Below are 21,223 nucleotides of genomic sequence, written 5' to 3' on the forward strand. Positions count from 1 at the left end.
TTATACCCATTTTTTTCTACATAGGCAATATAATTAAAACCTTAATGCGAGATAAGGTCGTAACTTATGATCCGTATGAACAGGTCAATTTAGCCAATATACAACATACGAATCGGTCAAGAACCGTTTAAGTGACCGTTTGAGACAGTGGATCAGCGATACGAATGATACAGAGTTCGTGCTTCCCGAATAGTCTGGTGCTTACATCCGAAGAAAGGTCCCAAGCGAAGCCGATTGCCAGCTCTTTGGCGAAGCCTCAGGGATCTTCTCTAGCTTATTCTCAAGATCCACAGAAGTTACCGGAGCTATTACGTCCGTCAGATGATAGGTGACTCCCTTCTCACTTTCGAAGACGCAGATCCCTTTCTCCACATTAAATACGCAAGGCTCTTGTCCATCCTGTGTAATCCATGCTTGTTTCCAAGGTACCCGTACCCGGCAGACTCCTCCCCTTTCACTTAAGATATTCACGTACAAAAGTTTTCCGTTCTTCTGCTCGGCCATCACCCAGAAACCGCCCCATGCAGGCAGCCGGAAGTAACCGTCCTTCGCATACGCCTGAAACGGGCGAAGCAAGCCTCCCCAGCTTCCAAGGAGCATTTCGTTAACTGTCTCGCTGAATATGCCCTGCGGTTCCAGACCAAAATGCAATGCCCACGGATCATGTTCCAAGTGAAGCTGTTCCGATGTTCCATGCTTACGTGGAAAACTGGATGACATAAACCATCGCTTCTTCGGATGATAGTTCCACATCCCCTGAGGAAACATTTGGTACCGATCCACATAGAAAGCCATCGCTCGTTCTAGTGAATCTGTTAACCCTAGTCTCGCAAACGATGGAAGCTCCAAACTGTGTCCTGTCCAAGCAATCTTTTCCTCTGCAACCTGCCACTTGCCAGGCTCGTTCATCATTTGTCCTGCTGGATAGCGGCGAATTGTCCTTAATGCATTTCGGGTCATCTCCCAAAGTTCCCTCTCTTCTTGCGTAGCTTCTGTGGTATCAGACCATTCGGGTGAATGGTCGCTTGTCACAATGGCGCAAGGATAACTTTGAGCTGTCTGTGAGGAACAAAAAGCACCGAAACCCGAAGTATTGTCAGCATGTGTATCGATATGGCTCACCCACTTTTCATCCCGAAGAGACCAGCCAATCGCTGCTACTTTATCTTGTTCTTGATAAGTCTCACCGTAGAAAAAAGGATTATCGTACACCCGGCGACCGTCCTCCTGCAACGTTGTCGGCCACGCTGGAACCGGTCTCGATTGCATAGGATACAGCTTGCCTACTGCCTTGCTGCACCATGCGGCTAGATCATCATCCTCCGGTGCCTCAGCCCCGTTTTCTTGTACGAGCTCATTAAAGAGAGGCAGTATTTGACGTAAGTGGACATGATCGGTCAAGCAATCCCTAAATTGGTATCCTCCATGGAATTCATAAGGTGTCGACCGGGACACATGAAGATAACCCTCGGTATCCTCCTCCAAATATCCCTTCCAAAAGGCAATGACCTCCCGAAATACGGGATAGAGGATATCTCGAAGCAGTACGGTATCTCCGGAATGCTTCCATAAACGATAAAGCTGAATACACAGCATCGGTCCAACGCTCAATCCGTAATGCGTTGTTCGATAGCTGCTGCGCTGCTCCCCGAGCGGCGATGCGTAATCCACGAATGCAGCACCGGGCTGGCCATACTGCTCTGCCGCGTAAGTCTGTGCGAAATTGAACTGTCTCATTCTCCAATCTACGTAGGGCTTCATAAATGAATAGTCCCCGCTCGTAATCAGAGGCAAGACAACGGGATGCATATTCCAGTGAAACCAACTTGAAGCCCATGCCCGAACGTCTCGCTCAAAGCCCCAAGGTCCATTAATGAAAAAAGCCGGATAATGCCCACCCGAACTGATGTGAAGGTGATATCGCGCTAAATACCACAGCTGGGCATAATACGGATCTTCAGGGAGATGCACGAAAGATGGGGCCCAGTTTGATCGGTTTTGCTGACGTCCTTCCAGATGCCATTCCTCTGTAGAACGAGAGTCCACAGCCAGCAGGCGCGCAGCTGTTACGACCTCGACCTGATCAGAACCTACGCCCACGGTATCCGCTGCGGCTGATCCGATACAGGGTACGGCGATAATTTTTAGCTTCACATTCTTCGCCGGAGCCAATTTGAGAATCGCCTTCTGGCTGGAGAGCTCCTTACCGAACCATTCCACTGAACTTTCAACTTTAATGGTCGTTGCCACGTCAATGCCTTCCCCTGTATAGCGGATGGACAATCCATCCGGGAGAACGGTACATTTCGTATCCTTGATCCCAACGCCCGTACCCGGTTCAACAGCGGCATACCAATTATCGAGCAACCGGGTTCCGAAGCGTTCCAGGCAAATGGTTCTTTCCACTTCCTCAACACATTGATCCTCGTATTCAAACACGAGTGCCTGCGGTTCACGAAGGGGAACTGCCGTCCAAGAAAAGAAACCAAAGTCGCTTTCACCCTTAACCCGTAACACACCGTCACCAATCGATAACCTGCCTTCATAGCTGCGCATGTACATGCTATCAAATAGCGGCAGATCAAACTTCATCTTTAACTGCGACGCGTGACGCAGTGTCCAGTTGTCTTCCGCGCTGATCAGATCGGTAGACCCAATCTGACACATGATCTGATCTGCAGGGTTCCAAACCGTGTAACCCGTCGTCCCGTCCCCCAGCAGCCATCCCTGATGTCCCCGTATTGGGGGACTTTTATAAATCAAATCATTGGCATCCTGCTGTGAAATAAGTACATCCTCATAACCAATAGAACCTGCTGCTGTAGTAATACCAGACTCCATTTCCATATGCGATACCCTCCTTATCCAAATCATAATTAAAAAAGACGGAAAGCCGACTTTTTCGGTCGGCTCCGCCTCCTTTGATTACTGTTTCGCGGCGTTAGCATCCTTATATTCCTGTTGGATCGTCTTGTAGACATCGGATGACACAAGACCCGCAACGTATTGATCCCATTGATCGATACTCATTGATCCCATAATAACCTTCGTCATGTTATCTTCCATATCCTTCGTCAGTTGAGCCCATTTTGAATTAGCCGTAGACGAATAAAGGCTGAATGTCGGATCTTTCAAAATACCGGACTCATTGAATACCTTTTCCTCGAATTTACCTATTTCAAACCCTTGGTCCACAGATGCCTGGTTTGCTCCCCGAAGCTTGAAGTCATTCACCCAATACTGCGCATCCCGATACATATGGTTAAACCAATTCATGGAGACAACGACATCTGATTTATATTTGTCCTCATTCACAACCTTCTTGCCGTCTTTGACTTCATGATGGACGCCTTCGACACCAAATTTAATGAGATCGCCATACTCTTCAGAGCCTGAAAAATCAATATATTTTAGAATGCCAGGGATTTTTTCTTCAGAAACCTTTGAACTAATTACAGTTAAACGATTAAAACCACGAGCCGCCGAAACCGTATATCCTTTCGGTCCTTTGACCGGATTGATCTGCATCGCCTTGGCTCCCTTTTCCTTCGCCTCTGGCGTAAAATCCTGATGTGGTATTTCAGCTTCGACGTAAGCATGCCAGTTGTGGAACATCACCGCTGATTTGCCTGCTTGAAAGTCCGAGTTCTGTGAATTGATCGCAAATTCCGGATCAATCCCTTTATTGACGTACAAATGATTCATCCACTTTAAATAATCTTTGTATTCCGGCATAAACACACCGTAAATAAAATCACCGTTCTCGTTAATCCCCCACCCCTGCACTCCTGTGAATGCGATCTCTGCCGTTCCAAGCCTTGGGCTCGATAACATCAATCCGTATCTTTCCGGCGGCTTGGAAAGCTTAATGATGACTTCCCCCAGTTCCTCAATTGTGGTCGGCACACTCAGGCCAGCTTCCTTAAACAAATCCTCACGAAGCCATAATCCGTCGAAAAATTCAGGCGCTGTGTCTCTCGGAATGCCGTAAATTTTCCCTTGATAAGTAACCTTTTCCCATAAACTATCCGGGAATTTTGCTAGATTCGGATAGTTTTTTGCAAAATCCGGTGACTTGATGTAAGGGGTAAGATCATGAAAGAGACCATGCTCGACAGCCGTCAGCTGTTCCTGTCCGAATAGGCCGAGACCGGAAGATTGCAATTGGGTCACATCCGAAATGTCCCCCGTAGCCAGTGCCACATTTTGACGGTTTAAATAGTCTTGAGCCGGCACCCAGTTAAACTTTATTTTTGTGTTGGTCTTCTCTTCGGCAGCTAGTTCCTGCGGATTATCATCCACCGGAGGAGTTCCCCAAGCGATGTTCATTACGGTAAATTCGGTGGGTCCTTTCGCTTCCTGCGTAACTGGAACGGTACCCGGCGATTCTTTAACGGGAGCAGGATCAGCTTGCTTACTGCATGCAATCGTAGTCGCACATGTGACACTCAGCATCAACGCAATAAGGCTTGCCCTTTTCTTCATCATTGTGACCTCCTAAATTTTCTTTATTGTATAGTCAACCCCCACAAACAACGGGAGAACGCTATCCTTTAACCGATCCAATCAAGACACCTTTAGCAAAATATTTCTGCAGAAAAGGATATACGACGAGTATTGGAACCATGACGATGACGATTGCAGCCATCTTTATCGTTTCCCCCGGAATTTGGATCTGGGACTGCAGTTCCAGCGCCGTAGCGCTGTCGACGAACTGACTTGCATTAGCAGCAAGTACAATTTGCTGCAACAGCACCTGAAGCGGCCATTTCATACTATCCTGAAGGTACACGATGGCTGAAAAATAAGCATTCCAAAAACCTACGGCAAAGAACAACGTGATTGCTGCTATCGGTGCCTTCGCAAGCGGAAGAATGATTTTGAAGAAGATGCCCATATCGTTCGAACCGTCAATTTTTGCTGACTCTTCAAGTTCCTCGGGGATCCCCTGATAAAAGCTCTTCAACACCAACAGGCTCCAAGCACTAGTCGCCCCGGGAAGAATAATTGCCCATAGACTGTCGATCAATCCGAGCTGGCGAACGATCAAATAATTGGGTATCAGTCCCGGTGAGAACAGCATCGTGATCAAGATGGCTCTCAAAAACCATTTCCTTCCTGGAAGCCGACTTTTTGATAGCATGTACCCCATGGTTGATGTGACCAAAATGGCGATGATCGTCCCGGCAACCGTAATGAACACGGATGACTTGAACGCATTCCAGAAAGCTCCTCCCGACAAAATATACTCATAGGCCTTCAACGACCATTTTTCGGGCCAAAGGACAAGTGAATTGATATTGTACACGCTCGGATCTGTAAAAGAGACGGCAACGACATAGAGAAACGGAAAAAACATCGTAACCGCGATCAGAAACAAGACGATATTGATACTGAATTGAAATATATTGTCTCCTGTTCTTGCACTCATTTCCGTTCCTCCCTTCTGATAACGATCACCATATTCCTTCCTGGCCTTTCTTATTGACATAATAATTGGTCAGGAAAATAAGAATGAACCCAACTACGGATTTAAACATACCAACAGCGGTACTGTAACTGAACTGAGCTCCTCCGAGCCCCACTTTATACACGAATGTCTCGAACACTTCGGCCACTTTGAGCACAAGCGGATTTTGCATCAGCCACAGCTGCTCGAAATTCAAGTCCAGTACGTTCCCCATCCTAAGAATAAATAGGATTACAACTGTAGGAATGATGCATGGAACGGTGATATGCCAGATTTGTTTGAACCTTCCTGCTCCATCCATCTTGGCTGCCTCATACAATGCGGGGTCCACACTCGCAATTGCAGCCAAATAAATAATCGTCTCCCAACCCACTTCCTTCCACAGTCCCTGAAGCAGAATGATCGGATAAAACAGAGACTCATTAAACAAAAAAGCAATGCGTTCGCCGCCAAATTGTGCAATGAATTTGTTTAAGAAACCGATTTCAGAAGAAAGAAACAAATACGTTAAGCTTACGATAACCGTCCAAGATAAAAAGTGCGGCAAATACAACACAGTCTGCAGCGTCCGTTTGTACACCTGTGCACGGATTTCATTAAGCATCAAAGCTAGAATGATTGGCGCCGGAAATAGTAATAAACTTAACAAACTGATTGCCAGTGCATTTCTGAGGATCATCCAAAAATCTGGATCCTGAAACAAATCAGCAAAGTGTTTAAAGCCAACCCACTCACTGTCCCAAAAGCCGACAATTGGCGAATAGTCCTGAAAAGCGATCAAGATACCATACATAGGCGCATATTTGAATACTAAGAAATAAATCATTCCCGGAAGTCCAAGTAAATACAAATATTTATGCGCTTTCAACTGTTTCCACACGATGCTCATCTGCGATCAAATACTCCTTTCCCGAGGTCATATCTTCTATCTTCCTGACTAACGTCATTATTTCAAATTTGGGAGTCTGCCCGCCATACACTCCCGTTACCAGAAATGTCACTACCGTGACATCATGAGATAAAAATAAGCCTGAGGCTTTATGCCTCAGGCTTTTGTGATTCAAAGTTTTCCTACCGGTTCATGATGACTTAGAACTCATACGCTAAAGCTTTTTCGATACTCCGCTGGTGTCAAGCCGACCACTTCCTTGAATATTTTTGTAAAATGAGATGCATGGGAATAACCAACAGCCTCAACGATGGCACCAATCTTATGATCGCTATAACTAAGCAACTCCTTCGCTCTCTCAATCCGAAGCTTCTGCACAAAATCTGATAAGGTCTGTCCCGTCTCTTTGCGAAATAAGCGAGATAAATATGCCGAATTCAAATGCACATGGGCAGCCAGATCCTCTCGCGTGAAATTCTCGTGCATATGCTCCCTTGTATAATTGACGATCTTATCGATCAACCCCGAATGATGACTTTGTGCGGAATTAATCTCTTTGGATTGCAATCTCGTGCATTTGGAAATCATCTTCTTTGCCCAACGATGCAGTTGCGTTAATGATTTAGTCGCCTTTTTCAGTTCCAAAATATCACTGGAATGAAAAGCTTCTCTGATGGAATATCCTTTCTTTTGTACAGAACCATATAAGGCGTAGAGTAAACCGTAATAAAACATTTGCAGCGTCTCCGGTGAAGGTGGAGATGTGTGTAATCTGTCAAACCAATGATCGAATCGTTCTAGCAGTTCTTCCTCTTTATTCATGTCCAGCAGCACCTGCCAATCACCCAGCGGAAGTGTGCCTTCGTGAGGTCCAGCGCTGAATCCCTGTTCACCAAGCTTCATAACAGCCCTGCTAATCGTCGGATTTGAACCTTCCATATGCAATAAACGCTCGTACATTTCGTGAATTTCGGATATCTTTGTTTCTCCCCCAATGTAACAAGAGACGATGCAGTAAAAATATTCACTGCAGGCCTGGATAAATTGGTAACAACAGTTTCTCCATTCCTCCTGCGCCAGGATCGAAACGTCCGGATCGAATAGTAGTATGAGCACACCCCCACTCTTATCCCGAATAATGTCACCATCTCGATCGTTCAAGAATAGCTCAGCCGCAGCATTCCTCAGTGCAAGCTCCATAACTTCATTATCTCGAAACGAAAGTTCTTTCTGCCATTCTTCTATGCTGATCAAAATCGGTACGATCCTCGATTCTTCGTGCAGCGGTGTTTGATATAGGGAAAAAAGGGATTGCAGTCGGCTTAATGTTGCCGTTTCTTTTCTACTGAGAATATCCTGCCACATCTTCTCGAGCAGAAGTGGCCGCTGCGCTTCCCACATCTGCATGTATTTATGATACATCGCGTTAAAATGCTTGGACTCTTTTGCATTCCGTACCCGATCAAGAGCACAGATTACCGTATGTTTTAAATCCGCATGGTCGACAGGCTTCAGCAGATAATCCGAACTGCCAAGCTTAATCGCTTGCTGGGCATATGAAAAATTCGCATGTCCAGTTAAATAAACGATCTCCATTTCCGAAAAATGATGGATAACCCACTGTCCAAGTTCAAGCCCACTAGTGCCGGGCATTTCAATATCAAATATAACGATATCGATATCTTGCTGCAGCATGATGTTTTTGGCTTCATCGGCGCTATTCGCGGCGAATACCCTATCAAAACCAGCAGATTCCCAATCGATGCCTTGCGTAATACCCATCGTTACGAAAATTTCGTCATCCACAACGAGCAAATTATACATAACTCCCCTAACCTCCGCCGTCGATTGATGGTTTATCTACCGGAAGGCGCAACCATACTTCTGCGCCTCCTTCTTTATTGTTCGAAAATTGGTATTCCATCCCTTCGTGCTTCAACAGTAATCTCTGCAATACGTTACGAATTCCCACATGAGCCCCGTCTGCCTCTTTCAGAAATGCTTCTGCGTTGATTCGGCTCAGCATATCCGGTGCAAAGCCCACACCATTATCCGTGACACATATCAGATAAGCCTCTTTTGACCGTTCTGGATCCGGAAAGATTTGAATCGTAACACAGAAGGGTTTTCCTACGTCCTTAAAACCATGGATAACACTATTTTCCACAAATGGTTGAATCGTAATCGGCGGTATATCGTACCTAGATACGCTATCGGTCAACTGTATATCATAGGTAAGTACTTTCGGAAATCGTAGTTTCTGAATCTCCAAGTAATTTCTCACATGATCGATTTCTTCCTGTAGAGTCACGGTCTCCCGATCGTGTTGCATAATGAACCTGAAATAGGAAGCTAAGTGAAGTGCGATTTTTTGGACGGTTTCATACTGCTGAACCGATGCCAAATTGTACATGATGTAGAGAGAATTCATATAGAAATGGGGATTAATTTGGGTTTGAAGACGCTTGTATTCGGCTTGCTGTGCCTTAATTTTCTCCTCGTAAATATCGATACGCAGATGCGTAATTTGATTCATCTTCTCGGCGATTTCGCTGGTCATGAAATTAAATGTTTTCACCAAAAAAGAAAATTCACCAGTATATTTCTCTTCAAGCTCGACATTCAGGTCACCACGGGATACCCGTTTCATTCCGACCATCAATCGCTTCATGGGCAAGATCAAAAATTTGCGCAATAAAAAAAGATAGATAAGCATGACAATCAGGACTGCGGCCGGTATGATTGCGATCATCCTCTCGAAGAATGTCATGGCTTGAAGTATTTGTTTCTCCGGAATCATGACGGCCAGGTGAAAATCGGCCACCTCCGATCTTTCCGCTACCTCAACAAAGTCTTGCTTCTCCTCAAATTGGGAAAAAAAACGGAAATCACCCTGCTCGGTGCTGTTTGAGGATAGTGCTTGCTTGAGCTGAGACTTCTGCCTGTCCGTTAGGAAGCTTCCAGCAAGAGCTTCTCCCTGATCATTCAAAAATAGCACCTTGCTGTTCTCACCAAGCTTTGTCGAATAGAGCGGAGAAATCAAACTTTTTAAGTTCAGGCTTGCCCCGACATACATCTGGTCATCCATCTTTACGATCCTAATCAAAGAAGCCCCACCCTCGGGTACGACCTGCCAGCGATTATACTCACCTCTCTCGACGAGTGTCTTAATGACTTGTTGACGCTTCCTCATATCTTCATCAGTCATATCCGTCCAAGTAGTCATCAGATCCTCAGGCTGGCTCATATACACGAAAAAATGATCGATTTTACTGTAGAAAGCAACATCGTTTTTAAGCTTTTTATAGACGTAATATTTGGCTAAATAATAATCTATCGTATGGTATTCCTGCATTCCCAGAGCGCGGATATCCGGATCGTTAGAGCGAAGATTGAACAGGTACATATCGATCTGCTGCAAGTAGTTATCCGCCTCACGTATAAACATTTCAATCATGTTTTTATTGGAGGCCGATACCTGTCTAGTAATTGTATTCTTTCCGTAAATATTGCTGTAAAACAGAATGGCGACTAGTGGGGTGATCACCAACAAAAAACTAACGATGAATTTGGTTTGCAGCGATTTTTTTACATTCAGCCCAATCAACCCTTCCGCTCTCCTAAACTTGCATTATTTTAATTTAACAAGGAGATCTGCATTTTATGGAAGCACTTTCACAACAGAATACCATATAAGGTTTTTCTATGAAAGAAAGTTATTTCACTAAAATCCTGACGAAAAATGAGGGGCTACAGATTGAAACGAATGTGGCCTATTTAAGAACATATAGAACCCGTGATCTATGCAAAAAAGACCCGCAGAATGATCTGTAGGTCTTTTTTGCAATCATATTAAGAATTTACGCACTCATAATCAAATATCCGCATGCTCCAAATTCCTACTATCCGTGTCCGGCTGGTTATTTATCGTTTTCGAGCAACTCCAACATTATTTTCAACTGTTTGAACGAATCCATATAAGCGTAACGGCCACCTGTGTACTCGCCTTTTTGGATCAGCGGCATACCGCTTTTCTCCAGAGAATCCACCTTTTCCTTCATGCCGTCCACTACAAATGCGATATGATGAACACCTTCCCCATGCTGATCAAGATGATCTCTCCACGTGCTTGGGTGCCCATCCGGCTCTATCAGTTCCAGCTGCAGCGAGCCCATATCAAAAAACGCCAGCTTTGCGCGAGCGACCGATGATTCACCTCTATATTCCGTCTGTGCCTTATCTACCGTATCGGTCCAGAACCACGAAGGCTTATCAATGCCGAAGAAATCGGCATAAGCCTGTGTGGTCTTCTCAATATCATTTACCAAAATACCGATTTGTGTAATTGTACGTGTTCCGAGCACGTTATTGTCCATCGATATAGTCTCCTTAGCCCTTCATCGGGCATTTTATAACTGCAACTACACTCTAGCTCTATATCTATGCGAAAGCTTCATATGCTTATCACGTATTTATCATGGGTTTTCATTCACAGCATTTTCATCCTCGTTATATACACGATTAATATATCCGTCTGATCCATACATAACAACGATGCCCGGAGCCGGAGCTGGAAGATCGTACCCTAGATCAATGACAGGTAAATCTTTCACAGACTCCTTAAGCGATTCAATATAGGCATCTTCTGCGGCCCTGCCTTCTATATCCACAGCTTCCTCATTAACTTGGGGTTGCTGTGATCTAACATAAGACTTATCGTATTTTAAATCATAGGTTAGTTTTGACTCTGGGTCTAAACGGTATGTGAGAATGGTTCCAGGATCCATCTTAACAGGAATCGCATTATTAATGGACTCGGCATTAACAGAAGATACAATAAGTGGTCCATGATGAGCCTCGAAGAAGTCCATTACAATGTCGTGGCGATCATCCCGAACCTGCTGCTCTTCTGAGAGCTTAAACTTCAATTGGCGAAATAGATACCACTGCCCACCTGCATCCTTTTCATAGTAGGCCACACCCTTATGATAATATCCTTCCTTCACACTAGTCGTATAAAATGCTGTTCTGGCATCTTCCCCTGCCGTTCCAGGCTGACTCCATTCTGTAAATGATAACGGATCATATACCGTAAAGCCTTGTTCATCCGCCCACCCCGCTTTATCTGGAAAATAAGTACCTATACTGCTGATGGCACAACCCTGACAAGACCCGGCCGTGTCAGAATAAACCAGCGTCTGCTCTTTATTGCTCGGATCGGTCAAAGTTACTCCATAGGAACCATTAGCTCCGACAATAGCAGAAGCTTCCCAACCGATTGGCGCAAGCAGCAAATAACCACCTATCATGTCTGTCCGGTAAACCAGTACCGCTTGCAGTTTGTCCTTCATCTCCGGCGGGATCTTATAACTCATCTCGGCAAGTTTGAAGGATTCCGTGTCATTGTTGCCAGCAAGATCGCTATTATCCAAGCTTAGTTCCGCTTTAGTTATTTGCAGAGGGAGCTGCACCTCCTCGCCGTTTGTACTGGGGAACGTGACCACTTCTACTTCCTCAGATGCAGGGACATCTTCAGTATTCACTGCTTGCGTGAGTGGCTGCTGCTCGGGCACGCGATCCCATATATGATAGCCAAGAAAAAGAATGCCTGCCAACACAGGTAGCGCAGCAGTATAGATCATCCATCTTTTGAAGAATGGGGTTTGAGTTCGAACACGATCTTCCACATGTTTTATCATTTGTGGAGTGAAGTGATTATTAGAAAACGGCTTCTCTTTCATCTTATCTTCCCATTCCGAATGTTCATTATTCATCAAATTTTAACCCCTCTCCCATAGCTCTTTCGCTTTTCGTCTGGCTCGCTGCAATCTTGATTTTGCTGCTGATAACGAGATTCCGAGTGTATCAGCCAGTTCCTCCATGGTAAGCTCGTAATGAATGGCTAGTATTAATACTTCTCTATCCTTTAAAGGCAGTTGATACACAAGTTTCCACACTTCTGTACTAAGTGATTGTTCTAATGCTTCATCTTCCGCCGACTGAACGGATATATCCGATATAGCTTCGGGTTTAAGTATGACTCGTTTAATGAAACTGGTACTTCGATAGGAGTACCAACGATTACGTGCAATACGCAGCAACCAAGTCTTAAGCGAAGATTCCCCGCGATAATTATTCATATATTTATAAGCGCGAATAAAGGTCTCTTGAGCGATATCATCTGCAACGGCACCATTCCGTGATAAGAAGTAGGAGTAGTTCCATACAGCCTCACCATACGTTTCCATTATTACGGTAAAGTCTTGATTGCTCATGGTTTGAATTGTTTCTTTTTGTTCATCTGACATGCCGCTCCTCCTTATCTCTACTAGTTAGACCTGTGCATAATTGGAAAAGTTGCATGTTTAAAGTTTTCTTTCTGGAAGTTATCTGAAGAATGGTGACCTTGATGAGGCTTATGGAGACGAATATGTAGTATTCTGAATTCTTAAAGGAGGATAGAGATATGCAAACGCAATGGTATTATGAAATAGACGATTTATTTGAACCGGATAATAGAGCATCACACGAGAATGACGCTTCTGAATTTTCTATCAAAACGCTCAACAATAACTGTTCTCCGAACATTGCAGAGTTTCAGAGCAACCATATCGTACAGTGGGTTATCGCTCCTTTTTTAAATCCAAGAGCAGGTCAATGTTTTCAAATCCCTATAAATACTGGAGAATATTTCGAATATATCATGCAAAATATTGCTGGTTATTTTGAAACAGTTAAGGGTATATACGAGGATAACACGCTGACAATGGTGAGATTAAGCGAGCTTAAAGAAGAATATCAGAAAGTTTTGACCACTAGTTATTCATCAGATTATCGTTTTATCCATCCTGTAATCAGTGATTTTTACCTTGATCACGATTTTGAGGTTCATCCCTTTGGTGAAATTGACGCAATAAATTATGAGGTAGATCTAGAAAAATTTCGAGGGACAGCAACATTGGAATCAGCTCATTCCATGGAAGATCGTATATGGGAGTTTCATATAAAACCACATATTGAAAGCGAAGGTAATATCATTCTGTTTCCTCAAGGCTGGAGATTTCATGATGATCTAATCCATTCTCCATTCTTAGAATACATCTCAAGGTATGCCAATCGAGTTATACTCACTGTGAACACATTAAATAAGCATCTCAGAGCCATTGAAATCAGGTAAAAAAAATCTAAACAAAAACCTTCATTTCGTTACGATTGAGATCATTATGGCTAAACGATTTACATTAGGATTTTTTTTTATTATGATAAGATTATCAAAAGAGCTGAGCAATATGTTTGCATAAAGCGATTAAAGGATATCCTTTCCTTTAGTCGCTTTTTTTGTGAGTTTAATGAATGTGGAGGTATTTTGGATGAAAAAAAGACTACTCGATATGATGATGCTGTTGCTGGGAGCACTTCTCTTTGCCTTAGCAGTAAACCTATTTGTCATTCCCAATGATTTCGGTGAAGGCGGGGTTACCGGAATTTCAATCATTCTCTATTATTTATTTCAGTGGTCCCCGGCACTTGTCAGCATCATCATCAACGGAATATTACTGATCATAGGTTACAAATTGCTGGACAAAAAAACGACGTACTACACAATTATTGCTGTCGCATTTAATTCCCTATTTCTACACTTAACGGAGGACTGGCATATTTCATCGAACGAGCCTGTCATAAATGCCATTTTTGCCGGCCTGTTTGCCGGTGTGGGGATTGGACTTATCATTAGGGTCGGAGGCACAACGGCCGGCACAACCATCCTTGCTCGCCTTGCGAATAAATACTGGGACTGGAATATCAGCTATGCCCTACTGTTTTTCGATCTTATTGTGGCCGGGCTGTCCATCTTTGTTATAGGTGTTGAAAAAGTCATGTTTACTGTGGTTCTCCTTTACATCGGGACTAAAGCCATGGAGTTCATTATCGAAGGTTTGAATCCGAAAAAAGCAGTGACCATCATTTCAACTCACCATGATCGAATCGCTATTCGCGTTACAGAGGCTATGGATCGTGGAGTAACTGTATTACGGGGATACGGTTATTACACCGGCCAGACGAAAGACGTGCTTTACATTGTAATCAGTAAACAAGAGGTTTCCAGCCTCAAAAAAATCGTACGAGCTGAAGATAAAAATGCTTTTGTCACGATTCATGATGTACGTGATGTGTTCGGTGAAGGATTTATTGATATTTCAAAATAAAAAGAAGCCCTCTTGAGTTATGAGGGCTTCTTTTAGATAAGCTCGGGTTGATATTCCATTATTTTTTTGAATTTTTGATAAATCGACAACACATCTTTCAAAAAGATCGTGTCATAAATAGGATGTTCAGATGATTTGTGCACCGGATACTTGAGCTTAGTGCTTAGGCTTTCAATCGGTTCGTCAGTGGAATCCTTTATTTTATCAGCTTCATCTAAAATCATTTTCACTGTAGCAGGATGTATTTTTTTCCTTTGTACACGTAAGAAGAGCTCATAAATCGCATGATTTATCATCCGCAGTTCCTCTAAAAAGCGGTTCGCATCTTTAAGTTCTCTCGTTTCATTATTCATCAGAATCCGATCTTCAATTAGCACCGAGATCGCAAACAAATGATGAATAGTATGGACATTAGTTGGATTTTTTAAATACTCATAAAACTCCTTTATAAGAAACTTAGACGTATCCTTGTACATTCGAACCAGATTAGCAGTGCCCTTCTCAATACTGTGCGGTAGAATAAAGCGGTTGGCTAGCATTCCTATACCAATGCCAAGCACGACATACAGAATACGTTCCAATGTCACGACCTCCATGCCGCTAACTAATGCGGCTGTTCCTAGTGCAGGAACCGTTGCCGTAAGAATAATCGTGCGATAAGCTACCGCAAAACTATTCAAATACCCAAACAGCAGCACGATCAGGGTATGGCTGGTCGGATCTTTAAACACACTGAATAACACAAAGAAAATGACAGTGCCCATGAGCGTTCCTTTGAATCGTTCAGAAAATCGCAACTTAGCAACTTCAGCATAAGGCTGTGTTACAGAGAAGATCGTAAATATCATCCATTTCCCCTGTTCAAGAGCGAAGTAATCTGAGATAAAAGCTGCGATCGTAACCGCAATACTCACTCTGACCGCATAGGTAAACCGTACAGAATTTTTATTGAAATTAACGATATGATTATACGATTTTTTAAATAGTGTAGGGATATTGTCCAGTTTTTCAACTTTCCGCAGTTCTTCTTTTTTCGTGCAATGTAATTCCTCGAGCAGCTCATAAATCAATTCAAAAGCATTAATCAATTCTGTGGCATAAAGGCGATTAGTTGCATGCTCCACATGACTTAAGAGTTGGAGTTTCTCTCTTTGAAGTGTCTCTTTTCGAATGAATTGACTTACGTTTCTTAATTCGTCCGCCAGTGCTTCAACAAAGTTATCTTTGCATTTTAACTCATCAAAACGATTCAGCAACAGGTACAATTTTTCGAGACAAGCTGAAATTTTAAGATACACTCTGCTTTCATTCGATACATAATAACCGTCGACAGTGTGATGGTAAACCATCCTTCGTATTTCTCTAATGGAATTTTCAATCGAAGGATTAATATGCTTATGATCATTTTGTGATTGAATGGCTTCCAGCTTTTGAATCAACTGTTCACTGATCGCGGCAAGAAGTTTATTCCCTGCAATCTCTATCTTATTTTTATTGAAATAGAATTGAGCGAGCATAACGATGACGGCTCCAGATCCTAGAGCGATAAGACGAAGCGGCAATGCCTCGGTAGGTACGGGTGTGGTCAGAATAAAAAGATACTGTAAACCGAAAGCGATCGTCAGCGGCTTCTTTAAATTAAAGGAAAAGAAATAGCCAACTATAAACATCGAGATGAAATTTAAAGGTATCGCAAACCACATATGGATAGCCGAAAAGTAACCAAATATCCCTTGCAGTAAATTAACAAGGAGTAAGAAAAAGAAGTTTTTCCAAGGGTTCGCCGTTAGATCTCTTTCAAGATACATAAGCGTCGCAATAATAATAGTTACACCGATGAGCGTATTATTCGTGCCAAATATACTATTGAACACGAATATGAACAAAAGAATGTAGATAAATATTTTTGTCTTCGCATAGATGAGTTGTTTCATAAAAACCTACCTTCATTCTCTGAAATACATTGTTTTATTTACACATGCGGTTTAAAAGAGTGTTAAGAAGTATACCCACATCCGTCTACGGTTGTAAAGAATATAGTTCACTAGTTCGTATAGGTTTATTCAATCCTTTATGGATAGGTAACAATAATTAAAGCCGAGTGAAATCGGGTTAACCCCAGAGATCGCTCGGCTTGTAAGTAAGCTATATTCAGATTATTAATACTCACACCAAACCTACTCGGCCCAGCATTATTTATGCAGCGATTCTGCCAGTGCTCGCAACGCCGGCTTATCGATCAATCCAAGACCTGTGCGTCCTTCACGAATCGATGAACCGAAATGGACCTCATCAACTCCCGTTTCTTCAATAAAAGAAATAATTCCTTCAGGCGTCAAACCGTACCCGGCTAGAATACGAGGACCTCCCTGCTTAGAGCGTTCCACAAGCCGACGTATTTGGGGTATCGATTGCAGAGCAGGTGCAGATCCGCCTGAAGTCAGAATACGGGAAATTTGCGGATAACGCCTAAGAACATCATAAGCAGCAAGCTGATCCGAAACTTCGTCAAAAGCACGGTGATATGTAACGTCTAGAGATCCAGCTGCATCTAATAACTGTCTCAGAACGCTTTCATCGATCGCACCTTTCGGTGTTAAAGGCCCTAGAACGATTCCTGCAGCACCAGTTGTTTGAATACGAGTTATATCCTCCAGCATCGTTTCCAAATCTTCGTTGTCCGTTACAAAAGTTCGACTGTGAGGTCGGATCATTACATTAACCGGAATCTGCACACGCTGTGTAACGCGATCAATGAGCCCGATACTAGGAGTCAAACCTCCCTCCGTAATTGCCGTAATCAATTCAATGCGATCTGCTCCGCATTCTTCTGCAATCAAAGCATCCTGAAGCGTTGTCGCAATCACTTCCAATAACATAACTGTCCCTCCTTATTTATCCGTTTCTATTTCATATCTTGTTGTTCTTCTTAGTCATGACGTAATCAGCAAGCAAACGTGCCCCATATCCGGTAGCACCAGAAGCGGAATACCCCGCATCCCCTTTATATTGTACCGTTCCAGCCATATCGATATGAACCCATTTCATTGGTTCCTTAACGAATCGGCGTATAAAGAGTGCTGCTGTAATTGCACCAGCAAGCGATGAAGAACCAATATTACTCAGATCCGCGTAGTCACTATGCAGTTCTGACTCATACTCATCCATCAGCGGCATAGGCCATAGTCTCTCACCATTCCGTTCACCTACCGAGACAAGACACTGTGTCATGGTAGCATCTCCCCAAATCCCTGCAATCCCTAGCCCAAGCGCTTGACCCACATTGCCAGTCAAGGTTGCGATATCCACCGCTTCTACAGCCCCCAGTGCCGCAGCGTGAATGAGACTATCCGCAAGCACAAGCCGTCCTTCTGCATCCGTATTCGCAGCTTGTACCGTAATGCCATTCGGAAAAGATACGATAGAAGAAGGCAGCATTGCATGAGCGTCAGGCACATTTTCCGCAACGGCAATCAGTGCCACAACATTTACCTTGGCCTGCTGAGATACAAGAATATCCATAGCACCCGCGACAGCAGCTGCTCCTCCCATGTCCATTCGAGCATCACTAATATCTTTCCCGCTCTTTACATTCATACCGCCCATATCAAACGTAATGCCTTTACCTACAAGACTTATAAGCGGGAGCGAGGCATCTCCCTCATAATGGAGCTCAATCATAGCCGGTGGGTGAACACTGCCCGCCCCCACTTTTAGAAGACCATTCATCTGACGTTCCTTTAGCTGTTCACCGCTATAAACGGTAATCTTAACCGGCGTGTCTTTAAAATGGTCAACGACCCACTCAACCATCCTGCCTGGGTGCAAATAATCTGGTGTTTCGTTCACCATATCTCTTGCAAGCATCGTTCCTGCTGCGCGAATCTCAGCGACTTTGATCACTTGACGCAACTCCAAATCTGTCATCTCCGGCCAGTCTTCCGGATGGATTCGTAGCAACACTTCCTTAGGTGATTGTGTAAAAGTGCGATATTTATGAAATCCATATAAACCAAGAAGCCACCCCTCAATCCATGCCTGAAGCCAATCACTCACACATACTTCTGTGCACGATTCTTGATCATCGATGACTCTTACCAGGCTAGCTTCGCTAAAGCCTTCCTTCTGAATGCTTCTTGCTGACAAGCCACCTGCCCGCCGTATAGCTTCAAGACCCAACTTGTTTCGTTCTCCCAAACCGACTACAAAAATGTCTTTATCTTCAACACTACGGCTTCGGAACCACGCTGAACGGCCTGTATTCCGAATTTCATCACGGATAGGATACATGAACTTTTGATCCTTATATAAAGGGTAAATGTGAACAGCCGTATTTCTGTCTGATTTCAACATGATTTGCATGGGTATCTCTCCTTATCCCAATTATTAGTCAATTGAAAACCCCTTAATTCTTTACTAACCTTTTAATGAAAAGACAGCTTTACGCTCCCCAACAATTAGTCCGTTATCATTAGTAATTTGGTTCGGAACGAGTTCATACAGACTATCAATTGTTCGCTCATTACGGTAATCAATCAACTCCAAAATCGAAGCTATGATGCTTGGCCACACTTGTTCTGAACCATCTGACACTTTTAACGAGATACCGATGCGTTCTTTACGCAGTCCAATTCCATATACGCCTTTCGCGCCACCCTTGGCTGTCAGATTCGGATCTTTTAACAAAGTTGAGCATACAAACCTTGTGTCTGCTATCATATTCGGGTGGTCGTTCATCAGCTTTGAAATCCGTTTTGCAGCAAGACGCGTTTCCTCATTCTGAATCAACTCAGGACAAGCTAGCTTCAAATAGGATAAGGCAATGGATGAGAGTGGCATCGCAAAAATAGGCAACCCGCAGCCATCTATTCCTATACCAATCCTTTCTTTTGGAACGTCAGCAAATAAGGCAACGGTTTCAATAATCTCTTGTTGAACAGGATGATCAAGCTGATAATACGTCTTCGTATCCCATCCCTGATATTTGCATAATGCTATCAACCCAGCATGTTTCCCAGAGCAGTTATGGAAAATACGGCGTTTCGCCTCATTCTTGCGAAGACGCTCCGCTTTCGCCTCTTCATTCAGCGGGTAATTCGGACAACAATGGAGTTCTTCTTCACCGATGCCTGTTTTGTTTAACAGCGACTCCAGAGCATCAATATGAAACTTCTCACCTCGATGTGAGGCAGCGAATAGCGCTGCTTCTTCTCCAGTAAGCCCAAACTTCTCATCGATACTCCGCTTCATTACCGGAATCGCCTGAAAGGGTTTCGCAGCTGACCTGAGAAATGTCATATGTTCCGGATCCCCGGCACTGTACAATAACTTTCCTGACTCATCAACAACACTTATGGCACCATAATGTACATTTTCAAGTATTCCGCCCCGGTACTCCTCAACCAATGGTATAAATCCAGCCATCTCCATCCCCACCTCTTGTCAAATGAATATCACTCTAATGTGAAAAAACACGTCTGTGCCAGTAAGCCAGAACCGATCATGACACCTTCACCACCAAGCGAAGTGCATTGAAGACCATATGTATTGCGCAGCGGCTCCCATACAAAACGATTACTACACAATTCCTCTATTTCATGACGAATCTCTGGAAATCTCTCAATCCATTCTCCACTCAAAATAATCATGTCCGGGTTATAGACGCAAAGCACATTATTGATTGTTATCGCCATATAAGTAAGCGCTCGTTCAATCAACTGCACCGCCCACAGTTCTCCAGACTGTCTAGCTTCAAATATTTCATCTAGAGAAGCAACCTTACGGATTTTACCCGCTTCATTTAGAAGTGAGCTAGTAATGATGTAAGTCTGAAGACACCCTGCTTTACCGCATTCGCACAATGCACCATTCGGATCAATGGTTATATGTCCAATCTCACCAGCACTGTTTGATTCACCTCGGTAAATGTTACCCTCAATGATGAGAGCAGAGCCTACCCCTGTTCCAAAGCCAATCAAGGCCGTTCGCTTGGAGCCTGAAGCTGCTCCCCGAATATGTTCAGCAAGCGCCCTTACCTTGAGCTCGTTATCCACCGCTACCTTATACCCCGTCAATGCGCTCAATCGCTTTGCAATGTTCACGTTTTTCCACCCCAGCTGTACTGAAAACACCACTTCGCCTCTCTCGGAATCAACAATTCCAGGAAGACCAATTCCAATACCGGCAACACGGGACGGATTCACTCCTTCCAGATCTACGATCTGTTGCAGTAACCTTGCAATATTCGAGATGGTTGTGTCCGCGCTTTCCTGAGGCAGACGTTTATGATCGCTGCTGTACACTAAAGCACCATTCACATCAACAATACCTATTTTGAATTGATACTTATCTAGCTCAATACCAATGCTCAAGACAGAGGTTTCGATCAGTTTAAGCATAGTAGCTTTTCGTCCCAATCCTGCTGAAACTTGATCAAATTCCGAAACATGACCATTCTCGCTCAGCTCTCCTACAATCCTACTGACCGTCGTTGCACTCATTCCCGTTCTCTTTGCGATCATAGCCCGGGATATGGGACTGAAATTTTTGATCATTTCATAAACTGTGATTTTGTTCTGTCGTCTCATAAAATCTTGATCATGCTTTTTCATTGAAATGCCCCTATATTTTCTTCACTGGATTAATGGTATATAAAAA

Annotated in this window: 16 protein-coding genes; 2 read left to right on the plus strand and 14 right to left on the minus strand. The window is 43.6% G+C overall.

Annotation, left to right across the window (positions count from 1 at the left end; all coding sequences use genetic code 11):
• Nucleotides 1-201: 201 nt before the first annotated feature.
• The 9 genes from ACFQV5_RS19280 to ACFQV5_RS19320 all read right to left on the minus strand — a co-directional run bounded on the left by ACFQV5_RS19280 (nucleotide 202) and on the right by ACFQV5_RS19320 (nucleotide 12,667).
• Entirely contained in the window at nucleotides 202-2,847 is a 2,646-nt protein-coding gene (locus ACFQV5_RS19280; protein WP_379249006.1) for a glycosyl hydrolase family 95 catalytic domain-containing protein, read from the minus strand.
• A 78-nt stretch (nucleotides 2,848-2,925) separates the two neighbouring features.
• Entirely contained in the window at nucleotides 2,926-4,488 is a 1,563-nt protein-coding gene (locus tag ACFQV5_RS19285) for an extracellular solute-binding protein (protein ID WP_379249008.1), read from the minus strand.
• A 58-nt stretch (nucleotides 4,489-4,546) separates the two neighbouring features.
• Nucleotides 4,547-5,431 (minus strand): carbohydrate ABC transporter permease, encoded by an 885-nt coding sequence (locus ACFQV5_RS19290; RefSeq protein ID WP_379249009.1) that lies wholly within the window; start codon nucleotides 5,429-5,431, stop codon nucleotides 4,547-4,549.
• Nucleotides 5,432-5,456: 25 nt separating this feature from the next.
• Nucleotides 5,457-6,359, minus strand: a complete 903-nt coding sequence (locus ACFQV5_RS19295) for an ABC transporter permease (protein ID WP_379249011.1) — start codon at nucleotides 6,357-6,359, stop codon at nucleotides 5,457-5,459.
• Between the two features lie 207 nt (nucleotides 6,360-6,566).
• Nucleotides 6,567-8,183, minus strand: a complete 1,617-nt coding sequence (locus ACFQV5_RS19300) for a helix-turn-helix domain-containing protein (RefSeq protein WP_379249013.1) — start codon at nucleotides 8,181-8,183, stop codon at nucleotides 6,567-6,569.
• Nucleotides 8,184-8,190: 7 nt separating this feature from the next.
• Nucleotides 8,191-9,966: a sensor histidine kinase gene (locus ACFQV5_RS19305; protein WP_379249015.1), complete on the minus strand. Its 1,776-nt coding sequence runs from the start codon at nucleotides 9,964-9,966 to the stop codon at nucleotides 8,191-8,193.
• 313 nt (nucleotides 9,967-10,279) lie between these two features.
• A complete protein-coding gene (locus tag ACFQV5_RS19310) occupies nucleotides 10,280-10,735 on the minus strand; it encodes a VOC family protein (RefSeq protein WP_379249017.1) in 456 nt (151 codons plus the stop codon).
• Between the two features lie 99 nt (nucleotides 10,736-10,834).
• The gene (locus tag ACFQV5_RS19315; protein ID WP_379249019.1) at nucleotides 10,835-12,133 is read right to left on the minus strand and encodes a DUF4850 domain-containing protein; all 1,299 of its coding nucleotides are present in this window, start codon (nucleotides 12,131-12,133) and stop codon (nucleotides 10,835-10,837) included.
• A gap of 6 nt (nucleotides 12,134-12,139) precedes the next feature.
• Nucleotides 12,140-12,667, minus strand: coding sequence for an RNA polymerase sigma factor (locus ACFQV5_RS19320; protein ID WP_379249021.1), 528 nt, complete (start codon nucleotides 12,665-12,667; stop codon nucleotides 12,140-12,142).
• A 158-nt stretch (nucleotides 12,668-12,825) separates the two neighbouring features.
• Between ACFQV5_RS19320 and ACFQV5_RS19325 the strand changes: the two genes are divergently transcribed.
• A complete protein-coding gene (locus tag ACFQV5_RS19325; RefSeq protein WP_379249023.1) occupies nucleotides 12,826-13,536 on the plus strand; it encodes a hypothetical protein in 711 nt (236 codons plus the stop codon).
• A gap of 193 nt (nucleotides 13,537-13,729) precedes the next feature.
• A complete protein-coding gene (locus ACFQV5_RS19330; RefSeq protein WP_379249024.1) occupies nucleotides 13,730-14,566 on the plus strand; it encodes a YitT family protein in 837 nt (278 codons plus the stop codon).
• Between the two features lie 32 nt (nucleotides 14,567-14,598).
• Here ACFQV5_RS19330 and ACFQV5_RS19335 read toward each other — a convergent pair whose 3' ends face one another.
• From ACFQV5_RS19335 to ACFQV5_RS19355, 5 genes are all read right to left on the minus strand, one after another.
• Nucleotides 14,599-16,500 (minus strand): FUSC family protein, encoded by a 1,902-nt coding sequence (locus ACFQV5_RS19335; protein ID WP_379249026.1) that lies wholly within the window; start codon nucleotides 16,498-16,500, stop codon nucleotides 14,599-14,601.
• 258 nt (nucleotides 16,501-16,758) lie between these two features.
• On the minus strand, nucleotides 16,759-17,445 hold the full coding sequence (locus ACFQV5_RS19340; protein WP_379249028.1) for a copper homeostasis protein CutC: 687 nt from the start codon (nucleotides 17,443-17,445) through the stop codon (nucleotides 16,759-16,761).
• Between the two features lie 31 nt (nucleotides 17,446-17,476).
• Nucleotides 17,477-18,928: a M17 family metallopeptidase gene (locus ACFQV5_RS19345; protein WP_379249030.1), complete on the minus strand. Its 1,452-nt coding sequence runs from the start codon at nucleotides 18,926-18,928 to the stop codon at nucleotides 17,477-17,479.
• A gap of 54 nt (nucleotides 18,929-18,982) precedes the next feature.
• Nucleotides 18,983-19,990 carry an asparaginase gene (locus tag ACFQV5_RS19350; RefSeq protein ID WP_379249032.1) on the minus strand — a complete coding sequence of 336 codons (1,008 nt, stop codon included), beginning with the start codon at nucleotides 19,988-19,990 and terminating at the stop codon, nucleotides 18,983-18,985.
• A 29-nt stretch (nucleotides 19,991-20,019) separates the two neighbouring features.
• Entirely contained in the window at nucleotides 20,020-21,177 is a 1,158-nt protein-coding gene (locus tag ACFQV5_RS19355) for an ROK family transcriptional regulator (protein WP_379249034.1), read from the minus strand.
• Nucleotides 21,178-21,223 lie beyond the last annotated feature (46 nt).

Source organism: Paenibacillus sp. GCM10028914, from assembly GCF_042666275.1.
Taxonomy (GTDB): Bacteria; Bacillota; Bacilli; order Paenibacillales; family Paenibacillaceae; genus Paenibacillus_AQ.

Excerpts from the sequence above, each read along its gene's own strand:
- ACFQV5_RS19355 (WP_379249034.1), bottom strand. The coding sequence starts at position 21,177 with ATGAAAAAGCATGATCAAGATTTTATGAGACGACAGAACAAAATCACA.
- ACFQV5_RS19315 (WP_379249019.1), bottom strand. The coding sequence starts at position 12,133 with ATGAATAATGAACATTCGGAATGGGAAGATAAGATGAAAGAGAAGCCG.
- ACFQV5_RS19280 (WP_379249006.1), bottom strand. The coding sequence starts at position 2,847 with ATGGAAATGGAGTCTGGTATTACTACAGCAGCAGGTTCTATTGGTTAT.
- ACFQV5_RS19320 (WP_379249021.1), bottom strand. The coding sequence starts at position 12,667 with ATGTCAGATGAACAAAAAGAAACAATTCAAACCATGAGCAATCAAGAC.
- ACFQV5_RS19295 (WP_379249011.1), bottom strand. The coding sequence starts at position 6,359 with ATGAGCATCGTGTGGAAACAGTTGAAAGCGCATAAATATTTGTATTTA.
- ACFQV5_RS19325 (WP_379249023.1), top strand. The coding sequence starts at position 12,826 with ATGCAAACGCAATGGTATTATGAAATAGACGATTTATTTGAACCGGAT.
- ACFQV5_RS19345 (WP_379249030.1), bottom strand. The coding sequence starts at position 18,928 with ATGCAAATCATGTTGAAATCAGACAGAAATACGGCTGTTCACATTTAC.
- ACFQV5_RS19330 (WP_379249024.1), top strand. The coding sequence starts at position 13,730 with ATGAAAAAAAGACTACTCGATATGATGATGCTGTTGCTGGGAGCACTT.
- ACFQV5_RS19300 (WP_379249013.1), bottom strand. The coding sequence starts at position 8,183 with ATGTATAATTTGCTCGTTGTGGATGACGAAATTTTCGTAACGATGGGT.
- ACFQV5_RS19335 (WP_379249026.1), bottom strand. The coding sequence starts at position 16,500 with ATGAAACAACTCATCTATGCGAAGACAAAAATATTTATCTACATTCTT.
- ACFQV5_RS19285 (WP_379249008.1), bottom strand. The coding sequence starts at position 4,488 with ATGATGAAGAAAAGGGCAAGCCTTATTGCGTTGATGCTGAGTGTCACA.
- ACFQV5_RS19340 (WP_379249028.1), bottom strand. The coding sequence starts at position 17,445 with ATGTTATTGGAAGTGATTGCGACAACGCTTCAGGATGCTTTGATTGCA.
- ACFQV5_RS19310 (WP_379249017.1), bottom strand. The coding sequence starts at position 10,735 with ATGGACAATAACGTGCTCGGAACACGTACAATTACACAAATCGGTATT.
- ACFQV5_RS19290 (WP_379249009.1), bottom strand. The coding sequence starts at position 5,431 with ATGAGTGCAAGAACAGGAGACAATATATTTCAATTCAGTATCAATATC.
- ACFQV5_RS19350 (WP_379249032.1), bottom strand. The coding sequence starts at position 19,990 with ATGGCTGGATTTATACCATTGGTTGAGGAGTACCGGGGCGGAATACTT.